At 64.5% G+C, this 14,291-nt stretch carries 14 protein-coding genes, 1 pseudogene and 2 riboswitches; of the genes and pseudogenes, 4 read left to right on the top strand and 11 right to left on the bottom strand.

Going from position 1 to position 14,291, the window contains the following annotated elements; genetic code table 11:
• Positions 1–3,327 (top strand): DUF499 domain-containing protein, encoded by a 3,327-nt coding sequence (locus G6N15_RS12020; RefSeq protein WP_083088684.1) that lies wholly within the window; start codon positions 1–3, stop codon positions 3,325–3,327.
• A 36-nt stretch (positions 3,328–3,363) separates the two neighbouring features.
• Here the strand turns inward: G6N15_RS12020 and G6N15_RS12015 are convergent, their stop codons facing one another.
• The 11 genes and pseudogenes from G6N15_RS12015 to G6N15_RS11965 form a co-directional block, all read right to left on the bottom strand.
• Positions 3,364–5,202, bottom strand: a complete 1,839-nt coding sequence (locus G6N15_RS12015; protein WP_083088683.1) for a hypothetical protein — start codon at positions 5,200–5,202, stop codon at positions 3,364–3,366.
• 278 nt (positions 5,203–5,480) lie between these two features.
• Entirely contained in the window at positions 5,481–5,714 is a 234-nt protein-coding gene (locus G6N15_RS12010; RefSeq protein WP_372506551.1) for a hypothetical protein, read from the bottom strand.
• Between the two features lie 10 nt (positions 5,715–5,724).
• The gene (locus G6N15_RS12005; RefSeq protein WP_083088682.1) at positions 5,725–6,321 is read right to left on the bottom strand and encodes a hypothetical protein; all 597 of its coding nucleotides are present in this window, start codon (positions 6,319–6,321) and stop codon (positions 5,725–5,727) included.
• A 33-nt stretch (positions 6,322–6,354) separates the two neighbouring features.
• Positions 6,355–6,467: riboswitch (SAM riboswitch) on the bottom strand.
• A gap of 43 nt (positions 6,468–6,510) precedes the next feature.
• Positions 6,511–7,311 (bottom strand): hypothetical protein, encoded by an 801-nt coding sequence (locus G6N15_RS12000; RefSeq protein WP_083088681.1) that lies wholly within the window; start codon positions 7,309–7,311, stop codon positions 6,511–6,513.
• Positions 7,312–7,342: 31 nt separating this feature from the next.
• A riboswitch (SAM riboswitch) is annotated at positions 7,343–7,454 on the bottom strand.
• 41 nt (positions 7,455–7,495) lie between these two features.
• A complete protein-coding gene (locus tag G6N15_RS11995; protein WP_083088680.1) occupies positions 7,496–7,675 on the bottom strand; it encodes a hypothetical protein in 180 nt (59 codons plus the stop codon).
• Positions 7,675–8,109, bottom strand: a complete 435-nt coding sequence (locus G6N15_RS11990; RefSeq protein WP_083088679.1) for a type II toxin-antitoxin system VapC family toxin — start codon at positions 8,107–8,109, stop codon at positions 7,675–7,677. Before G6N15_RS11990 ends, G6N15_RS11995 begins: the two co-directional genes overlap by 1 nt.
• The gene (locus tag G6N15_RS11985) at positions 8,106–8,402 is read right to left on the bottom strand and encodes a toxin-antitoxin system HicB family antitoxin (RefSeq protein WP_083088678.1); all 297 of its coding nucleotides are present in this window, start codon (positions 8,400–8,402) and stop codon (positions 8,106–8,108) included. The genes G6N15_RS11990 and G6N15_RS11985 overlap by 4 nt, the downstream gene beginning before the upstream one ends.
• Positions 8,403–8,480: 78 nt before the next feature.
• Positions 8,481–8,879: a type II toxin-antitoxin system VapC family toxin gene (vapC, locus tag G6N15_RS11980; RefSeq protein WP_163748053.1), complete on the bottom strand. Its 399-nt coding sequence runs from the start codon at positions 8,877–8,879 to the stop codon at positions 8,481–8,483.
• Positions 8,876–9,073, bottom strand: coding sequence for a type II toxin-antitoxin system VapB family antitoxin (locus G6N15_RS11975; RefSeq protein ID WP_083049906.1), 198 nt, complete (start codon positions 9,071–9,073; stop codon positions 8,876–8,878). Before G6N15_RS11975 ends, vapC begins: the two co-directional genes overlap by 4 nt.
• A gap of 64 nt (positions 9,074–9,137) precedes the next feature.
• A pseudogene (locus G6N15_RS11970) lies at positions 9,138–11,444 on the bottom strand (GH92 family glycosyl hydrolase); the annotation flags it as partial.
• Positions 11,445–11,518: 74 nt separating this feature from the next.
• Positions 11,519–12,388 carry a DMT family protein gene (locus G6N15_RS11965; protein ID WP_179961742.1) on the bottom strand — a complete coding sequence of 290 codons (870 nt, stop codon included), beginning with the start codon at positions 12,386–12,388 and terminating at the stop codon, positions 11,519–11,521.
• A gap of 115 nt (positions 12,389–12,503) precedes the next feature.
• On the opposite strand from G6N15_RS11965, the gene G6N15_RS11960 reads away from it, so the two are divergent.
• Genes G6N15_RS11960 through G6N15_RS11950 form a run of 3 tightly spaced genes read left to right on the top strand, consistent with a single transcriptional unit; the run spans position 12,504 to position 14,232 of the window.
• A complete protein-coding gene (locus G6N15_RS11960) occupies positions 12,504–12,662 on the top strand; it encodes a hypothetical protein (RefSeq protein WP_163748051.1) in 159 nt (52 codons plus the stop codon).
• A complete protein-coding gene (locus G6N15_RS11955) occupies positions 12,659–13,126 on the top strand; it encodes an SEC-C metal-binding domain-containing protein (protein WP_083088676.1) in 468 nt (155 codons plus the stop codon). Before G6N15_RS11960 ends, G6N15_RS11955 begins: the two co-directional genes overlap by 4 nt.
• Positions 13,123–14,232, top strand: a complete 1,110-nt coding sequence (locus G6N15_RS11950) for a plasmid pRiA4b ORF-3 family protein (RefSeq protein WP_083088675.1) — start codon at positions 13,123–13,125, stop codon at positions 14,230–14,232. Before G6N15_RS11955 ends, G6N15_RS11950 begins: the two co-directional genes overlap by 4 nt.
• Positions 14,233–14,291 lie beyond the last annotated feature (59 nt).

Below are 14,291 nucleotides of genomic sequence, written 5' to 3'. Positions count from 1 at the left end.
ATGGCACTGAGCAACCGTGAACGCATCGACCGGATGTTCCAGGCGATGGCGCCAGCGTTGGACGACTTCATCGCATCGGTAGTCGGCCAAGCGAATCCAGCACTGGGCGCCGAGTGGACAAAGCTCGTCCACGGCAAGGATATCAAGAACGGCGCCCCTGCCAACAAGACCTATGACCCGCTCGACCCGCAGGTGCAGCTGAGGATGCTGACTGAAAGCAACATCACCGGCGGCTTCCAAAAAGGGTGGTACCCGTTCAATCAAGCGCTAGGTCGGGCGGGCGAGTCGTTCGCGATCGAGTTGCGTGAGGTACGAAACACGCTGGCGCACAACGGTACATTCACCGACGACGACGCCTACCGTGCCCTCGACACCGGTGAGCGCCTGCTCAGACTCATCAGCGCGACCACCGAGGCCGACGAAGTACGCAACATCCGGCTCAACCTTCGCCGCGTGACCGCGGACAAAGACGACAAGAAGTTCCTCAAGGCAGCGGTCGACAATCCTGAGGCCGCGGGCCTCAAACCGTGGCGCGAGGTCCTTCAGCCCCACGACGACGTCGCGACCGGCAACTTTGCCGCCTCCGAGTTCGCCGCCGACCTGTACAAGGTTGCCTTCGGCGGCGAACAAGACTCCGGCTATGCCAACCCGGTCGAATTCTTCCGGCGAACCTATCTCACCGAGGGTCTGACCGACCTGATTAGTCGGGCGGTGCGCCGACTGTCCCGTGACGACAACGCGCCGCCGGTGATCAACCTGCAAACCAACTTCGGGGGCGGCAAAACCCACTCAATGCTCGCGCTGTGGCATGTCGCCTGCGGTCTCCCCGTCGGCGACTTCCCCCAAGAGACCCAGGACCTGCTGAGCACCAACGGGTACACCGGCGCGAAGGTGAATCGGGTCGCGATCGTCGGCAACCACTTCAGCCCGTCCGGTGTGGCCAAGAACGATGGCACCAAGGTCAACACCATCTGGGGTGAGCTGGCATGGCAGCTCGGCGGACCAGAAGCGTACGAGCTTGTCGCCAACGCCGATACCAACCGCACTCACCCCGGGGATGTGCTACATGAGCTACTGGCCAGGTATGCCCCCGCTGTCATCCTGATTGACGAGTGGGTCGCCTACGCCCGCTCGTTGGTCGGGCGCGACGATCTGGCCGGCGGGACGTTCGACGACCAATTTACCTTCGCCCAAACATTGACCGAGGCAGCCAAGGGCACTTCCGGTGTGCTGCTGGTGATTTCGATACCGGCATCGGAGAGCGGCGACAGCACCGACAAGATCGCCGCAGGCAACGCCGAGGAGGTTGGCGGTGCTCACGGCCTGGAGGCGCTCAAGCGGCTGCAGAACGTCGTTCGGCGTGTTGCCGACCAGTGGCGTCCGGCGTCATCCGCCGAGGCCTACCAGATTGTCAAGCAACGACTGTTCAAGCAGCCCGACGCTGCCGCCTTGGCGTCGATCGGCGCCACCGCGCGGACCTACGTCGAGATGTACCGCAAATACACGGACGACTTTCCGCGGGAATCCAGGGATCCCGCCTACGAAGAGCGGATCAAGCGCACCTACCCGATCCACCCCGAGCTGTTCGACCGGCTCTACGAGGAATGGTCATCCCTGGAACGCTTCCAACGCACCCGTGGAGTGCTGCGGCTAATGAGTACGGTCATTCATGCCCTGTGGGCCGGGGAGGATGCCTCACCGTTGATCATGCCCGGCTCCATCCCGCTGGCGACTGCGAACGTCAACGCCGAACTGACTCAGTACTTGCAAGATTCATGGAAGGCGATCATCGACGCTGACGTCGATGGGCCCAACTCTGAACCCGCACGAATCGACAAGGAAAAGCCCTTGTTCGGCCAGCGATCACTGACCAAACGCCTTGCCCGTACTGTGTTTTTCGGGGCGGCTCCGACAATCGGCTCGGCGCACAAGGGTTTGGAGACCCAGCGAGTCTTCCTGGGCACCGCGATTCCCGGTGATGTGCCCGGCAACTTCCACTCGGCGCTGACCCAGCTCGGTGACCGCGCCACCTACTTCTACTCCGGCTCGGGCAAGTACTGGTATGACTTGCAGGCCAACATCACCCGCACCGCCAAAGACCAGGCCGAGCGGCTGCACAAGGAAGACGTGTGGGCCGAAATCGTTCGCCGATTGCAAAGCCAGGCGCGTACTCGCGGCGATTTTGCCGGAGTGCACGTCTGCCCGGAGACCAACGCCGACATCCCAGACACCGACGAGGCCCGCCTGGTGATCCTTCATCCGAAAGTGGCGCACAAGCGGGGAACCGAGTCAGCGGCAAAGGACTTCGCAAAGAATGCTACCGAGCACCGCGGCAGCGCCAACCGTACCAATCGCAACATGGTGGTCTATCTCGCAGCCGATGAAGCGCGACTCGAAGAACTCGAATCCGCGGCGCGGGATTACCTGGGGTGGAACCACGTTCTGATCAATGAGGCCGACCTCGACCTCACCACCAACCAGAAGAACCAGGCCACCCAACGGCGGGGACAAGCCGACCAGACCGTCACGTCGCGGTTGTTGCAAACATTCACTTGGGCGCTAGTTCCCGCCCAACCCGATCCGGGGGCGCCGTTCGTGATCCGAGAAACCAAAATCGAGGGTCAGTCCGAGTCGCTCGCCGAACGCGTCTCACGTCGCCTCGGCAGTGACGGTGATCTTTCGACGCGCCAGGCTGCAGCGACCATCCGGCTGGCCATCAACAAGGTGCCCCAGATTTGGAAAGACGGGCACGTATCTCTCGGGTCGCTATGGGCTCTGTACTGCCAGTACCCCTACATGCCCCGATTGCGCGACCGACGCGTGCTCGACGAGGGCATAGTGGATATGCCGATGCTCTGGCAGACTGACGCCTTCGCGCTGGCAACGTGTTTCGACGAGGCGGCGGGGCGCTACATCAGCCTGTGGACGCCGGACGACAAGGGTGCCGCTCCGCCCGCGACCGACTCTCTCCTCATCGTGCATCCGGAGATCGCCGTGAAGCAGCGGGAGGCCGAAGCGCCAGCCCCCGAAGCTCCGAAGGAACACGAGCCTGGCCCGATACCAACCCCCCGACCCGACATCGCCTTTCCACCGGCGAAGACTCGTTTCTACGGCGTGAAGACACTTAGCCCGGACAAGATAGCTCTGGACTTCAAAAACATCGCCGAGGAGGTCATCGCGCACCTCCGCGATGAGGGCACCGACCTGGTGGTGAAGATCGAGATCGAGGCAACCGCCGCCGTCGGCTTCGAAGAAAGCAAAATCCGTACTGTATCCGAAAACGCCAAAACGCTGAAGTTCGATCAGTCGGGCTTCGAAGAAAGTTAGCTGCCGAGAGATTGTCAGCACTGATCACCTGTCCGCCTACACTGCTGGGGTTGGGGGGCCCAGCTTCTCAAGCAGAAGCCGCTTCGCAGTGCTGACGTAGCAGCTCATCGGGCGGTCTAGACATCTCAGATCAAGGAACGTTTGGGGGCGCATCGGCATCGGCGTGGTACACACACGCCGCCACTGTTCGAGCAGGTCGACGAACGCCTTTGGCATCCGGTGCTCACAAACCCCTTCGAATACCTGCAATTCGTGGTAGATAAGGATGCCCGGCGACCTTACGTTCGCGCCGAGCTGTCCCGCACGCAACTTGATGTCGACATCCGCGGACACAGTCGCCGGGATGCCGGCGTTGGGCACCACCACCAATGGCACATACACCGTCTCTTCGTCGAATGTGCATCCTTCCCAGCCATGTTCGACCAGTAGCTTCACCGTGGATCGCAACTGCTCGAATTTTTTATTGACGAACGTGTCCTCCAGGTCGGCCTGGTAATCCTCGGGGTCGGAGAATCCCTGCGCCGCCTTCTCATCGAGCCAGTGATTGGTTGCTTCCACCAGAAGGCAGGTTTTCCCACACACCAGCACCCAGTCACATACCGAAGGGGTATAACCGCCCTTCGTCCAAGCCTGTTGCATTTGGGCTTCAGTGATCAGCGTGATTGCCGGGCGACCGCGACGCATCGCCCGGCGGAGCAAATAGCCGACGCTAGCCTCGAACACGTAGTTCATCGCCAGACTGAACTGCTGACCGGGAAGTGTCTTCTCCATGCCGAAATCGAAGAAGGTCTGCCAGTACAGCTGCGAGCCGCAAAACCGATCTAACACCCAGGCGGGTCGCAGCACCATGTACTCATCGGCAGCGATCTCGATCAACGGCCGTTCAGTGAAGGTGTATCTCCGGTGGGCAAGAAATCCCTTCGCGCGCTCTTTCGCTAGCCGCTTGCGGTACTCCTTGATCGGCAACGCTGCCGACGACTGCAGCAAGCCAAGAGCCGCGGGATCGAGTGAACTCTCCAGTGAGCTAGCGCTGACCGCCACGTCACCTGCCTTCGTGCAATCCCACAACAGCAGGCCCATTCGAATTACTTCGCGCAGAGGCGCTTTCGTAGCGTTCAGAAATGCTTCCTCAGGCGTATCGCCGATGAGGTCATGTGGCGCCGATTCCGGCCACCTTTTGAACCAGGTATCATACGTGTCACCCAGAACGAGCTGGGGCACGGTAGTCGCAGTGGTCTGCATCCGGGCGAACTCCGAGAGCATCTGGCGCCGTAACTCCTGCAAAACTAGGTTGTCATCGACGGCCATCGCCTCGTTGTATTTCGCGAGTTCCTCCTCACTGGGCGGCCAGGACGTGAAAAAGTCCGGACGGTCCTGAGCCTCCTGATCGCCGTTGATGGACAGCACAAGGTGAACTAGATCAGCTGTCCCCAAGGCATCGAGGCCGTCACTCGGGTCAGCGTCGGTGCACCACTCAATCACTTCACGGATCAGCTGATTCAGTGCCGGCGGCGGCATCAGCCGACTGCCCTTCCTCAAGGCTTGCTTGACCTTGTCGCCAAGATCCGCGCTTAAGCCGTCGCTGAACCGCTTCTCGAATGCAGCCTCGCGCGAATACAGCGCTTCCGCGTCTAAGGCGGCGTACGTAGAGCAGACCAACTGCAGTGAAGGCAGCAACGCATACCCGCCCAGAATCTCTTTACGGCGGGCCTCATCGAGGTGTTCAACGTCGATGCTTGTTGCGGTGATGCACTGCGCCCCGAGATCCATCGCGACCAGCTTTAGGAAGGCCTCGTACTGTTCCTGAGAGGCAAACCATGGTGGGGCTTGTTTCGGAGGAAGACCTCCCACGCCGCTATTATCCCAAGCGGACATTCAGACCTGCCTCCTTGAGTTTCTCAGTTTACCCGCCACTGCGGGCCCAACTCCTCGACCTCGTCCGTGCGGCGGGAGCGGGTAACGACGGGGCTTGGTCAAAACCCTGGGTAGGAAGGTCAAATCATTGGCGCCGCTGATCGGCAGCATGAGTGACTATCAGGATCATCGTGAAGGTTTTCTGGTGGATTCTGGGGGCGGCAGCCTTGACTGGTTTGTTCTTTCTCGCGTACGCCCTCGCGCGCGAGGATTGCACCGGTAGCCGCCATCGCCCGCTGTCACGCCGAAATCGCCGCGGTGCGGAGGCACAACACTCGGTGGGTGTTGCCGGGCGACGATCTAGGACGCCACTCGCCGGGCTTGAAGGGCCCTAGCCCGCCGCCGATCATCTCGACGGGCTGACCGGGACCAAGCGGTCGCGCGAATTCGTAGCCAGCGCCCAGAGCGTCGCCGGCGGCGGTGCCCAGCAGGGCACCGCAGGCTCGGTCGCGTTGTGCTGCAGTCGATTCCATATGTGTCCCCTTAAGCGTTGGTGGATAGGGAAGGATCCGGCGCGCGCCCGAGCAGGCGGGTCAAGGCGTCTACCGATGCCTGCAGGCTTGGTGGCCATTCGGCCTGCCAGATGCGCAGCGGGATGTCAGCGAGCGGGTCGAACCGACTGGCCAGCCGCGGGTACTCCCGTGTGCGCCACTCGCGCAGCCGCTCGTCGCCCTTAGCAAACGCCACCAGCCGGGCGATCTGCTCCTCCTGAACCTCGGGCGGAGCCCCACCGCGGACTCCGATCCCGTTCATCAGGCTGTGCCGGCCAAGGGCGAATGGACGGCCGCTATATTCCGGTTCAAGACTTGCGATCACCGCGTTGACCCGACGGCAGTTCTCGCAGGCAAGCCACGACCAGCGCGACGTGCCACCGGCTGTCGCCCGAAAGCAGATGATGCACAGATCTTTTGCACGCGAAACATCGCAACCCTTCCACCGCTCGGGCACATCCTCGTGGCGGCACGACTGCCACCTGCCGCCCACGGGACCACGTAGGCCGCCGCATGGAATGTGCACGGACAACTCGGCAATGCGGGCGCGCAGCGCGGCATCTGCTGCACTGAGATTCCGCTCGGCCATGGCAGTACTCCTGTTGCCAGGCCCCCGCTGCGGGAGGCGCTCTTGCCGAACACCTGTTGGTGTCGGCCGCTTCGTCATCCGAGCCACCCACGAGCGTGGGGTTGGCGTGCCGTCCAGTCGGAGCTTGGCGACGGCATCTCGTGAAGCTGACTGAATGTTAGCGCACCGGACCGACACGTCGGTTCCAGTTCAGGCCCTGCCGTCCGCGGCCCCGTGGTCGTAGCGTCCGTTGAGTAGCGCGGACACCGTGGCCGGCCGCCACCGGCGGCCTTTGGGGGTGCGCTGACCCGCCGAGTTCAGAACTCGCGCGGTGGCCACTTGTGTGACGCCGCAGTCGTGCACCAACCAACGGACGTAGCGCTTCAGCATCGGCTGGCGCTGCGCCCACGGCGCTGTTGGCGCCGGAAGCACCGGCGGCCAAGCGCTTTCCGTTCGCGGAGCGGCCTCGGTGCCGGCACCGGCGGGAACTCGTCGCACCGCCGCCATGACCGGTGAAGGGGCAACGGCGGCGACAAGGGCCAGTTCGATTTCCCGCCCAAGGCTTTCGACTCCCGCAGCCGCGAGAGCCGCATTGTCGAGGTCGTCGACAGCCTGAACTTCTCGTCGCAGCGCAATGTCGACTTCGCTGTACCCGCCAGTGGCCGGGCACGGCGCGAGTTCCCGACCGAACCGAACATTGAGGCCATGACGCTGCAGCACCAGACTCAGCCGTCGCCAGTGCTGCTCACGTCCGAAATCCGGGCCAGGGAAAGGTAGCCAGATGTCCATGCGGTCCGCAATTGCCCGGCCCAACGCCGACACAACCGCATCGACCTGCGTCAGATCGTCGTTCGACGCTGCCTCTCCCGGGGAGAACGAGAAGTCCTCGGCGATGGCGCACGCCTGCTGCGCCGCAAGTTCGGACATGTCATCGCGGTGCCGCACAGTGTCATGGTCACCGAGCAGAATGACCTGAGATTGCGCCGGTGAATGGTCCCGAAAACGCGGCATGGCTACCTCCCGATGTCAGAGCCTCCATTTGGAGGCGCTCTTACCGGCACCGGTCGGTGCCGGTCGCTTCGTCATCCGAGCCACCCACGAGCCTGGGGTTGGCGCGCCGTCCAGTCGGAGCTTGGCGACGGCGTCTCATGAAGCTGGCACAAAGGTAACGCGGGGCACCGACAACTTCGGTTGCTCAGCCCGACAGCACCGACGCCACCGTTCCGGATAGGTACTTCAGCCCTGTAGTCGACAGTTGTGCCTCGTCAACCAAATACTTCCAACTCGGCTCCCGCTCGCCGAACTCGCCATGCGGGTGCATGAGTTGCTCGGGTGCAGCTGGCATCCCGAGGATCGGATCAGGGGTCGAGAACATCAGATCGCGATGAACCCGAGCTCTTCGGCGACCTTTCGTTGGGCCTGGTCGCGCGATGCGAACGCCTTGGGCTCGCCGCGATCCAGCAGCGGTGGAACAACGATTGCGGCGACGGCCAAGTGCCACGCATCCATCGCTCGCAGCCCATGTCGGCGAACAAGTTCAAGAGCGTGCTGTTCAACCTGGTCTTGTGGCGCGGCGAGGACGATCACAGGGCCGGTGAGGTCCGCGTCCAGCAGCGCGAGCAGCCCCTTCTCATCGCCGCGGCCGCCGCGCGCGGCGCGGACCAATGCGCCCGAAACTTCGATCCTTGTCCAGGTCCCCGTGACGGTGGCGATCTCTGGGTCGCCGAGCAGCGCGATTGCCTGCTGGTGTCCATCCTCATCGACAAGGTAAGCGCGAGCCAGAACCGAGGAGTCCAGGTAGGCGATCACAACCGCTCGCGCTCTTGCGCAAGCAACCGATCAATTTGCGGGCCAAGGCCGCGTGTCGACTCGATAATGCGCTGTCGCCTGGTTGCGCTCACGGGGCGAGCGTCGACGGTGCGCAACGTGCCTGCTGCTGCTGCGGCGGCGCGTAATTGGGCTCGCCGGTCGCCGCTGTCGGCGTCGGCCGCGGCGTCGAGGATCTCGGTCGCCAGCGCGTTCACGCTACGCATTTCACGCGCGGCACGAGCGGCCAGCCGCCGGTGCAGCTCTTCAGGTATTCGCAGTAGCAGCTGCTTCATGATACTGATGCTATCACTTTGAAGGCTGTGATAGCGCCATCCGGTACTGGTCAAAGTGCCAATTCGCAACGCCCGCCGTCAGCCTGCCCAGATCCGAAGTGGTGTGCAGTTAGCAAGCCGGTCGAAGTCCTCGTCGGCATGCAGAAGCGGAGCACCGGTACGCACGCAAGGAGCGGCGATCAAACAGTCGAGAGTCTTACGGATAGTCACGCCGGCGCGCCGCGCCGCGCGATACAACTTTGCCGCGAGAACAAAATCATCAAGATCCTTCAGGCGAAGGATGGGGAAGGCACGCAGATGCTGTTCCACTAGGGCCGCCTCCCGATCCGACCGCAGCCCCTGCAGAGTTTCGGTGAGGACGACGTCGGTGAGCGCGACAGGTTCTCCTGATTCAATGAGCTCAACGCAACGCTGGGCATGCGGTGTGGGGCTGTCGTTCAGGACGTCGATCCACACGCTGGTGTCGACGACGATCACGAGCGGCCGCGACGACTCTCGGCCAGGTCGCCGTCCCAGTGCACCTTCCCCCGTAGGTCTAGGACGCCGATCTGGCGATGCCGGGCGACAAGTTCGCGCAGCGCCAGGTTCACCGTGTCGCGCTTCGTCCGGGTCCCGACCAGGCGCTGCGCCTCCCGCAGGACGTCGTCGTCGATGTCAATGTTCGTCCGCATACACATCAGCATACACCAGTCAGTGTGTAAGTACCCGACGATGGAGACGTCAAGAGCCACGCACGGAGTTGCCCGCACCGAACGACGGTGGTGCGGACGACTCGGCAGTGCCCCACGCTGTGTTGGGAACCGTGGACAGCGAGAACGCCACATCGCCGCCGGTGCCGATGATCGACTCTGGAAGATAGGTCTGATCGGTGGGCCGGCCGTCGATGTTGAGGCCGCTAATGTGTTTCAGCCCGTTCGATGCTCCCGACGCCGATATCCGAATGAATTTCCCTGTGGGGAGCGCGATTTCGGCGCGATCGAAGAGCGGCGTATTCACCGTGAGGACCGCAGTCCCCGGCGTGATCGGGTATAGGCCAAGCGCCGCCCACACGTACCAGCTCGACATCGCGCCGAGGTCGTCGTTGCCCGGCTCCCCGTCAGGCGTCGGCCCGAAAAGCTCCTTGCGCACCCGATCCACCGTCTCCTGCGTCTTCCACGGCTGCCCGACGTAGTTGTACAGCCACGGCACCGCAAAGCTCGGCTCATTGCCAATCCACATATACGGGTCGTCCGGCCCCGCATTCAGCTCCGTCGTAAAGCTGTCCAGCCGCTGGGCCGCCGCGTCGCGTCCGCCCAGCGCGCCCACTAGGCCGGCGACGTTCTGCGGCACCATCCACGTGTATTGCGCCGCATTGCCTTCCTCGAACCCGTCTTGTCCGAAATCTGAAGTCGGTCCCGATGATCCAGGCCACGGAAGGAAAACACCATCGGCGCTGCGCGGCGTGATCAAACGGGTCAACGGGTTGAACACGTTGTGCCAGTACTGCGCCCTGTTCTGAAATTCCGCGCCAACCACAGGCTCGCCCAACGCATCAGCGAATCGCGAGATGGCGAAGTCGTCGACCGACCACTCCAGGGTGATCGAGGCCCCGTCGATCCCATGATCGGCGCGGAACTCCTCGGTCTGCGGCGCATAGCCGTGCTCCAAATAGGTAGCGATTCCCGGCCGCTCCATGTAATCGCCCCGCCCCGCACCGCCGTCAGTCGCCGCCTTCAGCATGAAGTACAGGGCCGCTTTGACGTCAAAGTCTTTGGCCCCGAACGTGTACAAGTTGACAAGAAGCGGCACCACGCTGTCTCCGCTCATCTCGCCCGTCGCCGAATTCGCCAGCGCCCACCGCGGCAACGACCCGCTCTGCCTGGCGTCGGTCACCAACGATTGCGCCATATCGCTGGCCCGCTCCGGGAACAGCAGCGCCTGCAACGCTGCCAGGCAGCGATAGGTATCCCAGTCCGAGAAGTTCGCGTACTGCGTGTGCCCGCGCGCCACCGTGCGCACCACGCCGTCGAACCCGAGATAGCGCCCGTCCGAATCGTCAAACATGTTGGGATGCAACAACGAATGGTAGAGCGCGGTGTAGAACGTCTTCACGTCGTCACTGTTGCCCCCGGCCACCGAGATCCGGGACAGCGCGGCGTTCCATTGGCTCGACGCAGCCGCGCGCACGTCGTCGAAGCTCCCGCCGCCCTCGGCGGCCAGATTCGCCCTCGCTCCGTCGACACTCACGTACGACAGCGCGGTCCGCACCTGCAGCACCGAACCAGGCGGAAACTCCACCCATCCCCCGCTCCACCGCGAATCCGCGCTGCGCGCCCCGGGAAACACCGAGTCGCCGTCGTAGGTGCCGAACGAGGTGAACGGCCGGCTGAACGTCATCGCGAAATACACGGTGTAGGTGTTGTTCTTGCCGCAGAAGTCGCCGGTGGTCGCCGACCCGGTGATCGTCGTGTTGTCCTCGCCGATCCGGATGCTCGCCGCGGAGTTGCCCGCCAGCGACCCGCCGGTGCGCACGTGAAAAAGCGCCGGCCGACCGTCGCTCGGATACCGGAACCGCCCCACGCCGGTGCGGGTGGTGGCGGTCAGCTCCGCCGTCACCCCGGTGTCGGGAAACCGCACCGTGTAGTAGCCCGGCACGCCCACCTCGGTGTCGTCGTGGGCGATCCTCTCCCAGGCCCACCAGGGCTGCTCGCCGATCGGCGTGGTGGTCGGCAGCATCGGGATGTCGCCGAACGCGTTGCAGCCCACCGAGGCGTGGGTCATGGAAAACCCGGTCGAGCGCTCATTGTCGTGGTCGTAGCCCGCGTAGGTGTCGGTGGTGTCCGGCGAGTACTGCACCATCCCGAACGGCACCGAGGCGCCGGGGAAGTTGTTGATTTCCCCGCCCTCCTCGCTCGACCCGGTGCCGATGAGCGTGTCGACGTGCCCGGCCGGGTTCGTCACGAACGCGGGCTCCTCGGCCTTCGCCGCCACCGGAGCACCGGCCACCATCCCGCCGACAAGCGCCGCCGCTACGAAAGCGATCAGCGGCCTTCGTAACGGCATAGCTGTCTCTTACTGCATCGCCGTCCTGTTCGGTGGGTTTTCGCGACGCGCGGATGCATGGCCGTCGCGAGAAGTCAGTGTGCGGATGACGTAATCGTCGCGGCTTCGGACTCCGGTGCTTCACCGAATCGGGCTAGTACCAGCGCTCCGGCCACTGCTATCGCGAATCCCGCGACGACCATCCAGCCCAGGCCTTCGCGGGTGCGATCACCGAGCCACAGCACGCCGACCAGCGCCGGCGGGACCGTCTCACCGATGACCATCCCAGCGACGGCCGTGGTCACCGATCCGCGGCTCAAGGCAGATGTCAGCAGCAGAAACCCCGCGGCCCCGCCCGCGATCACCGCGTAGACCGCCGGGTTGGTGTAGAAGCTGGCGTTGGTGGGATCGATCGGATCGACCAGGCGCACGCCGATCTCGACGACACCGAAACCGCCCCCGGCGCCGAGCCCCAGAAACAGTGCGCGCGGCCGCTCGCCCAATCGGCCTGCGGCTGCGCCGGCGACGAATACCGCGCCGACCACGCCCAACAACGCCCAGTCAAGTCCAGCCGGGCCATGCCCGGAACCCTCCGGTCCGGCGGCCAGCCCGAGCATGCCGAGGCCCACACAGACCACGGCCACCGCCGTCCACTCGACCGATGACAGCCGCGCCGACAGCACCCAGGCGGCCACGATCGCGGTGACTGCCAGCGAGGCGGCCAGCGCCGCGCCGACCACGTAGATCGGCACCAACCGCAGCGCGACCACCTGGCACAGAAAACCCAGCGTGTCAAGGGCAAAGCCCGCGACATAGCGCCACTGCCGGACCGCGCGCAACAGCAACGCCGCGTCGACACCCGAGCCGCTGCCGGCTTCCACCGATCGCGTCGCCACGGCTTGCAATACCGTCGCGGCGCCGTAACACACCGAGCAGCCCAGAGCCAGCAGCAAGCCGATCAGCACCCTCCGACGATACGAGACAGCTCAGCCGGCTGCGGAGTGGACTTCTGGAGCGCGCGCCGGCGGCGATGACTGCGGCTACATACACTGACCGATCACGCTGGTACACGTCGTCGCGATGCGGGAAGATGCGGGCCATGGGTTGTGGCATCCCCAGCGGCTGGTCGGTCAGCTCACCGGCCTGCGCCAGGAAAGCCTGGACACGCTGGGGCGACCCGCCGACACGCTGCAGGAGCAGGCGACGGCGTTCCTCGACGAGCAGGAGTTGGTCCGGTGACGCGGTTGTGGCGTGATGAAGAACCTGCGGCGGAATCCGCTGGATCGCTGGGCGCGACGGCGTTGGCGTGGCTGCCGGCCGGCGACTACGAGCATGCGCTACAGCTGTGGCCGGAGTTCGCCGCAAGCGATCTGGTGACCGGACCCGACGGGCCGTTGCCGCATGCGCTGTATTGCCGTGCGCTGCAACAAAAGTTGGTCGAGTTTGCTGAGGCCGGCTTCCCGGGGCTGGCGGTCGCGCCGGTGCGGGTGGAGCCGTTTACCGCGTGGTGCGCCGAGCAGGGCCAACGACCTGATTCGGCAGAGGCCCGCGCCGAGTATGCCGCGCACCTGACCGCGCAGGGCGACCCCGGCGTGACCCCCTGGCCGCCGAGCCGCAATGATCCATGCTGGTGCGGGTCCGGGCGCAAATATAAGAAGTGTTGCGCCGCACCGCGGTTCGTCGATGCCCATCCACCACGATGAAGACCACTCGCTTGCGGATAGTGATGTGCGACGTCGAGCCTGCGGTGGCCCGGGTGATCGACGTGCCCGCCTCGGCGACCTTGCCCGAGCTCCATGATCTGCTGCAGGCTGCGATCGGCTGGACCGATTCCCATCTGCACCAGTTCGTCACGGCTGAGGCCACTTACGGCATGGAGATTCCGGGCCAAGACGTGTGGCCAGAAGATCAGCGTAATGAGGAGGGCGCTCTGCTGGCCGATCTCGGCGCCCAGTTTGAGTATCTCTACGACTTCGGCGACGGCTGGACCCATGCCATCGAGGTGCTCGGGCCAGGGGACTCGGCACCGGGCTGCGTGGACGGCTACGGCGCCTGCCCGCCCGAGGACTGCGGCGGGCCAGGCGGGTATGCCGAACTGCTCGACACGCTCGCCGACGCCAGTCACCCCGACCACGAGCGCATGCGCAGCTGGGTCGGCAACCGGCTACGTCCGTTCGACCGTGCCGCGACTGATCAAAGGGTGCGCCGAGTCGTCGGCGAGGTGCCCGACAGTGTGCGGTTACTCTTCGACCTCGTTGCCGACGGGGTCAAGCTCACTCCGGGCGGGCGGCTGCCCCGAAACGTGGTGCGGGCCATGCAGCAGCACCGCCCAGGCTGGCATCCGCTGGGAAGTCCCGCCGCCACCGAGGACGACCTGTGGCCGCTGGTGATGCTGCATCATCTGCTGCGCCACGTCAGGCTGCTGCGGCTGCGCCATGGTGTGCTCGCCCCGACCCGGGCCGCCAGCGATGACCTGGCCGTGGTGCGCCGACTACGTTCTGCGTTCGAGCCCAATACTTTTGGCACTGAGATCATCGAGCTGACCATCGGCGCCCTGGCTGCGCATGGCCCCCTGCCGCTTGCCGAACTAGCCACGCGGGTGCATGAGTTACTCGGGTGGGGCTGGCAGCGCGACGGTCAAGCCGTCACCGAATCTGACGTAAGGCTTGCGATCGCCCAGCAGGCCAACACTATGGAGGGACTCGACCTGCTTGACAACAGCAACTGGGGCGACTGGACGGCCGGCCCGTCGTCCCTGTCGCTGCTCCCCCGCGCCAGCATGCTCGCCGACATCTGGGCGAACGACTAGTCATGAAAACAGCGCGGCAGCGAAAGAAGGTGCCCGCCTGCAGGCACCTCGCGGGTCTT

Source organism: Mycobacterium noviomagense (genome assembly GCF_010731635.1).
GTDB classification, from domain to species: domain Bacteria; phylum Actinomycetota; class Actinomycetes; order Mycobacteriales; family Mycobacteriaceae; genus Mycobacterium; species Mycobacterium noviomagense.
The sequence above is the reverse complement of the archived record's forward strand: the minus strand, read 5'-3'. Positions and strand labels throughout refer to the sequence as shown.

Bases quoted from the DNA above. Each gene is read 5' to 3' on its own strand.
- G6N15_RS12020 (WP_083088684.1), top strand. From the start codon at position 1: ATGGCACTGAGCAACCGTGAACGCATCGACCGGATGTTCCAGGCGATG.
- G6N15_RS12015 (WP_083088683.1), bottom strand. From the start codon at position 5,202: ATGTCCGCTTGGGATAATAGCGGCGTGGGAGGTCTTCCTCCGAAACAA.
- G6N15_RS12010 (WP_372506551.1), bottom strand. From the start codon at position 5,714: ATGGAATCGACTGCAGCACAACGCGACCGAGCCTGCGGTGCCCTGCTG.
- G6N15_RS12005 (WP_083088682.1), bottom strand. From the start codon at position 6,321: ATGGCCGAGCGGAATCTCAGTGCAGCAGATGCCGCGCTGCGCGCCCGC.
- G6N15_RS12000 (WP_083088681.1), bottom strand. From the start codon at position 7,311: ATGCCGCGTTTTCGGGACCATTCACCGGCGCAATCTCAGGTCATTCTG.
- G6N15_RS11995 (WP_083088680.1), bottom strand. From the start codon at position 7,675: ATGTTCTCGACCCCTGATCCGATCCTCGGGATGCCAGCTGCACCCGAG.
- G6N15_RS11985 (WP_083088678.1), bottom strand. From the start codon at position 8,402: ATGAAGCAGCTGCTACTGCGAATACCTGAAGAGCTGCACCGGCGGCTG.
- G6N15_RS11975 (WP_083049906.1), bottom strand. From the start codon at position 9,073: ATGCGGACGAACATTGACATCGACGACGACGTCCTGCGGGAGGCGCAG.
- G6N15_RS11960 (WP_163748051.1), top strand. From the start codon at position 12,504: ATGCGGGAAGATGCGGGCCATGGGTTGTGGCATCCCCAGCGGCTGGTC.
- G6N15_RS11950 (WP_083088675.1), top strand. From the start codon at position 13,123: ATGAAGACCACTCGCTTGCGGATAGTGATGTGCGACGTCGAGCCTGCG.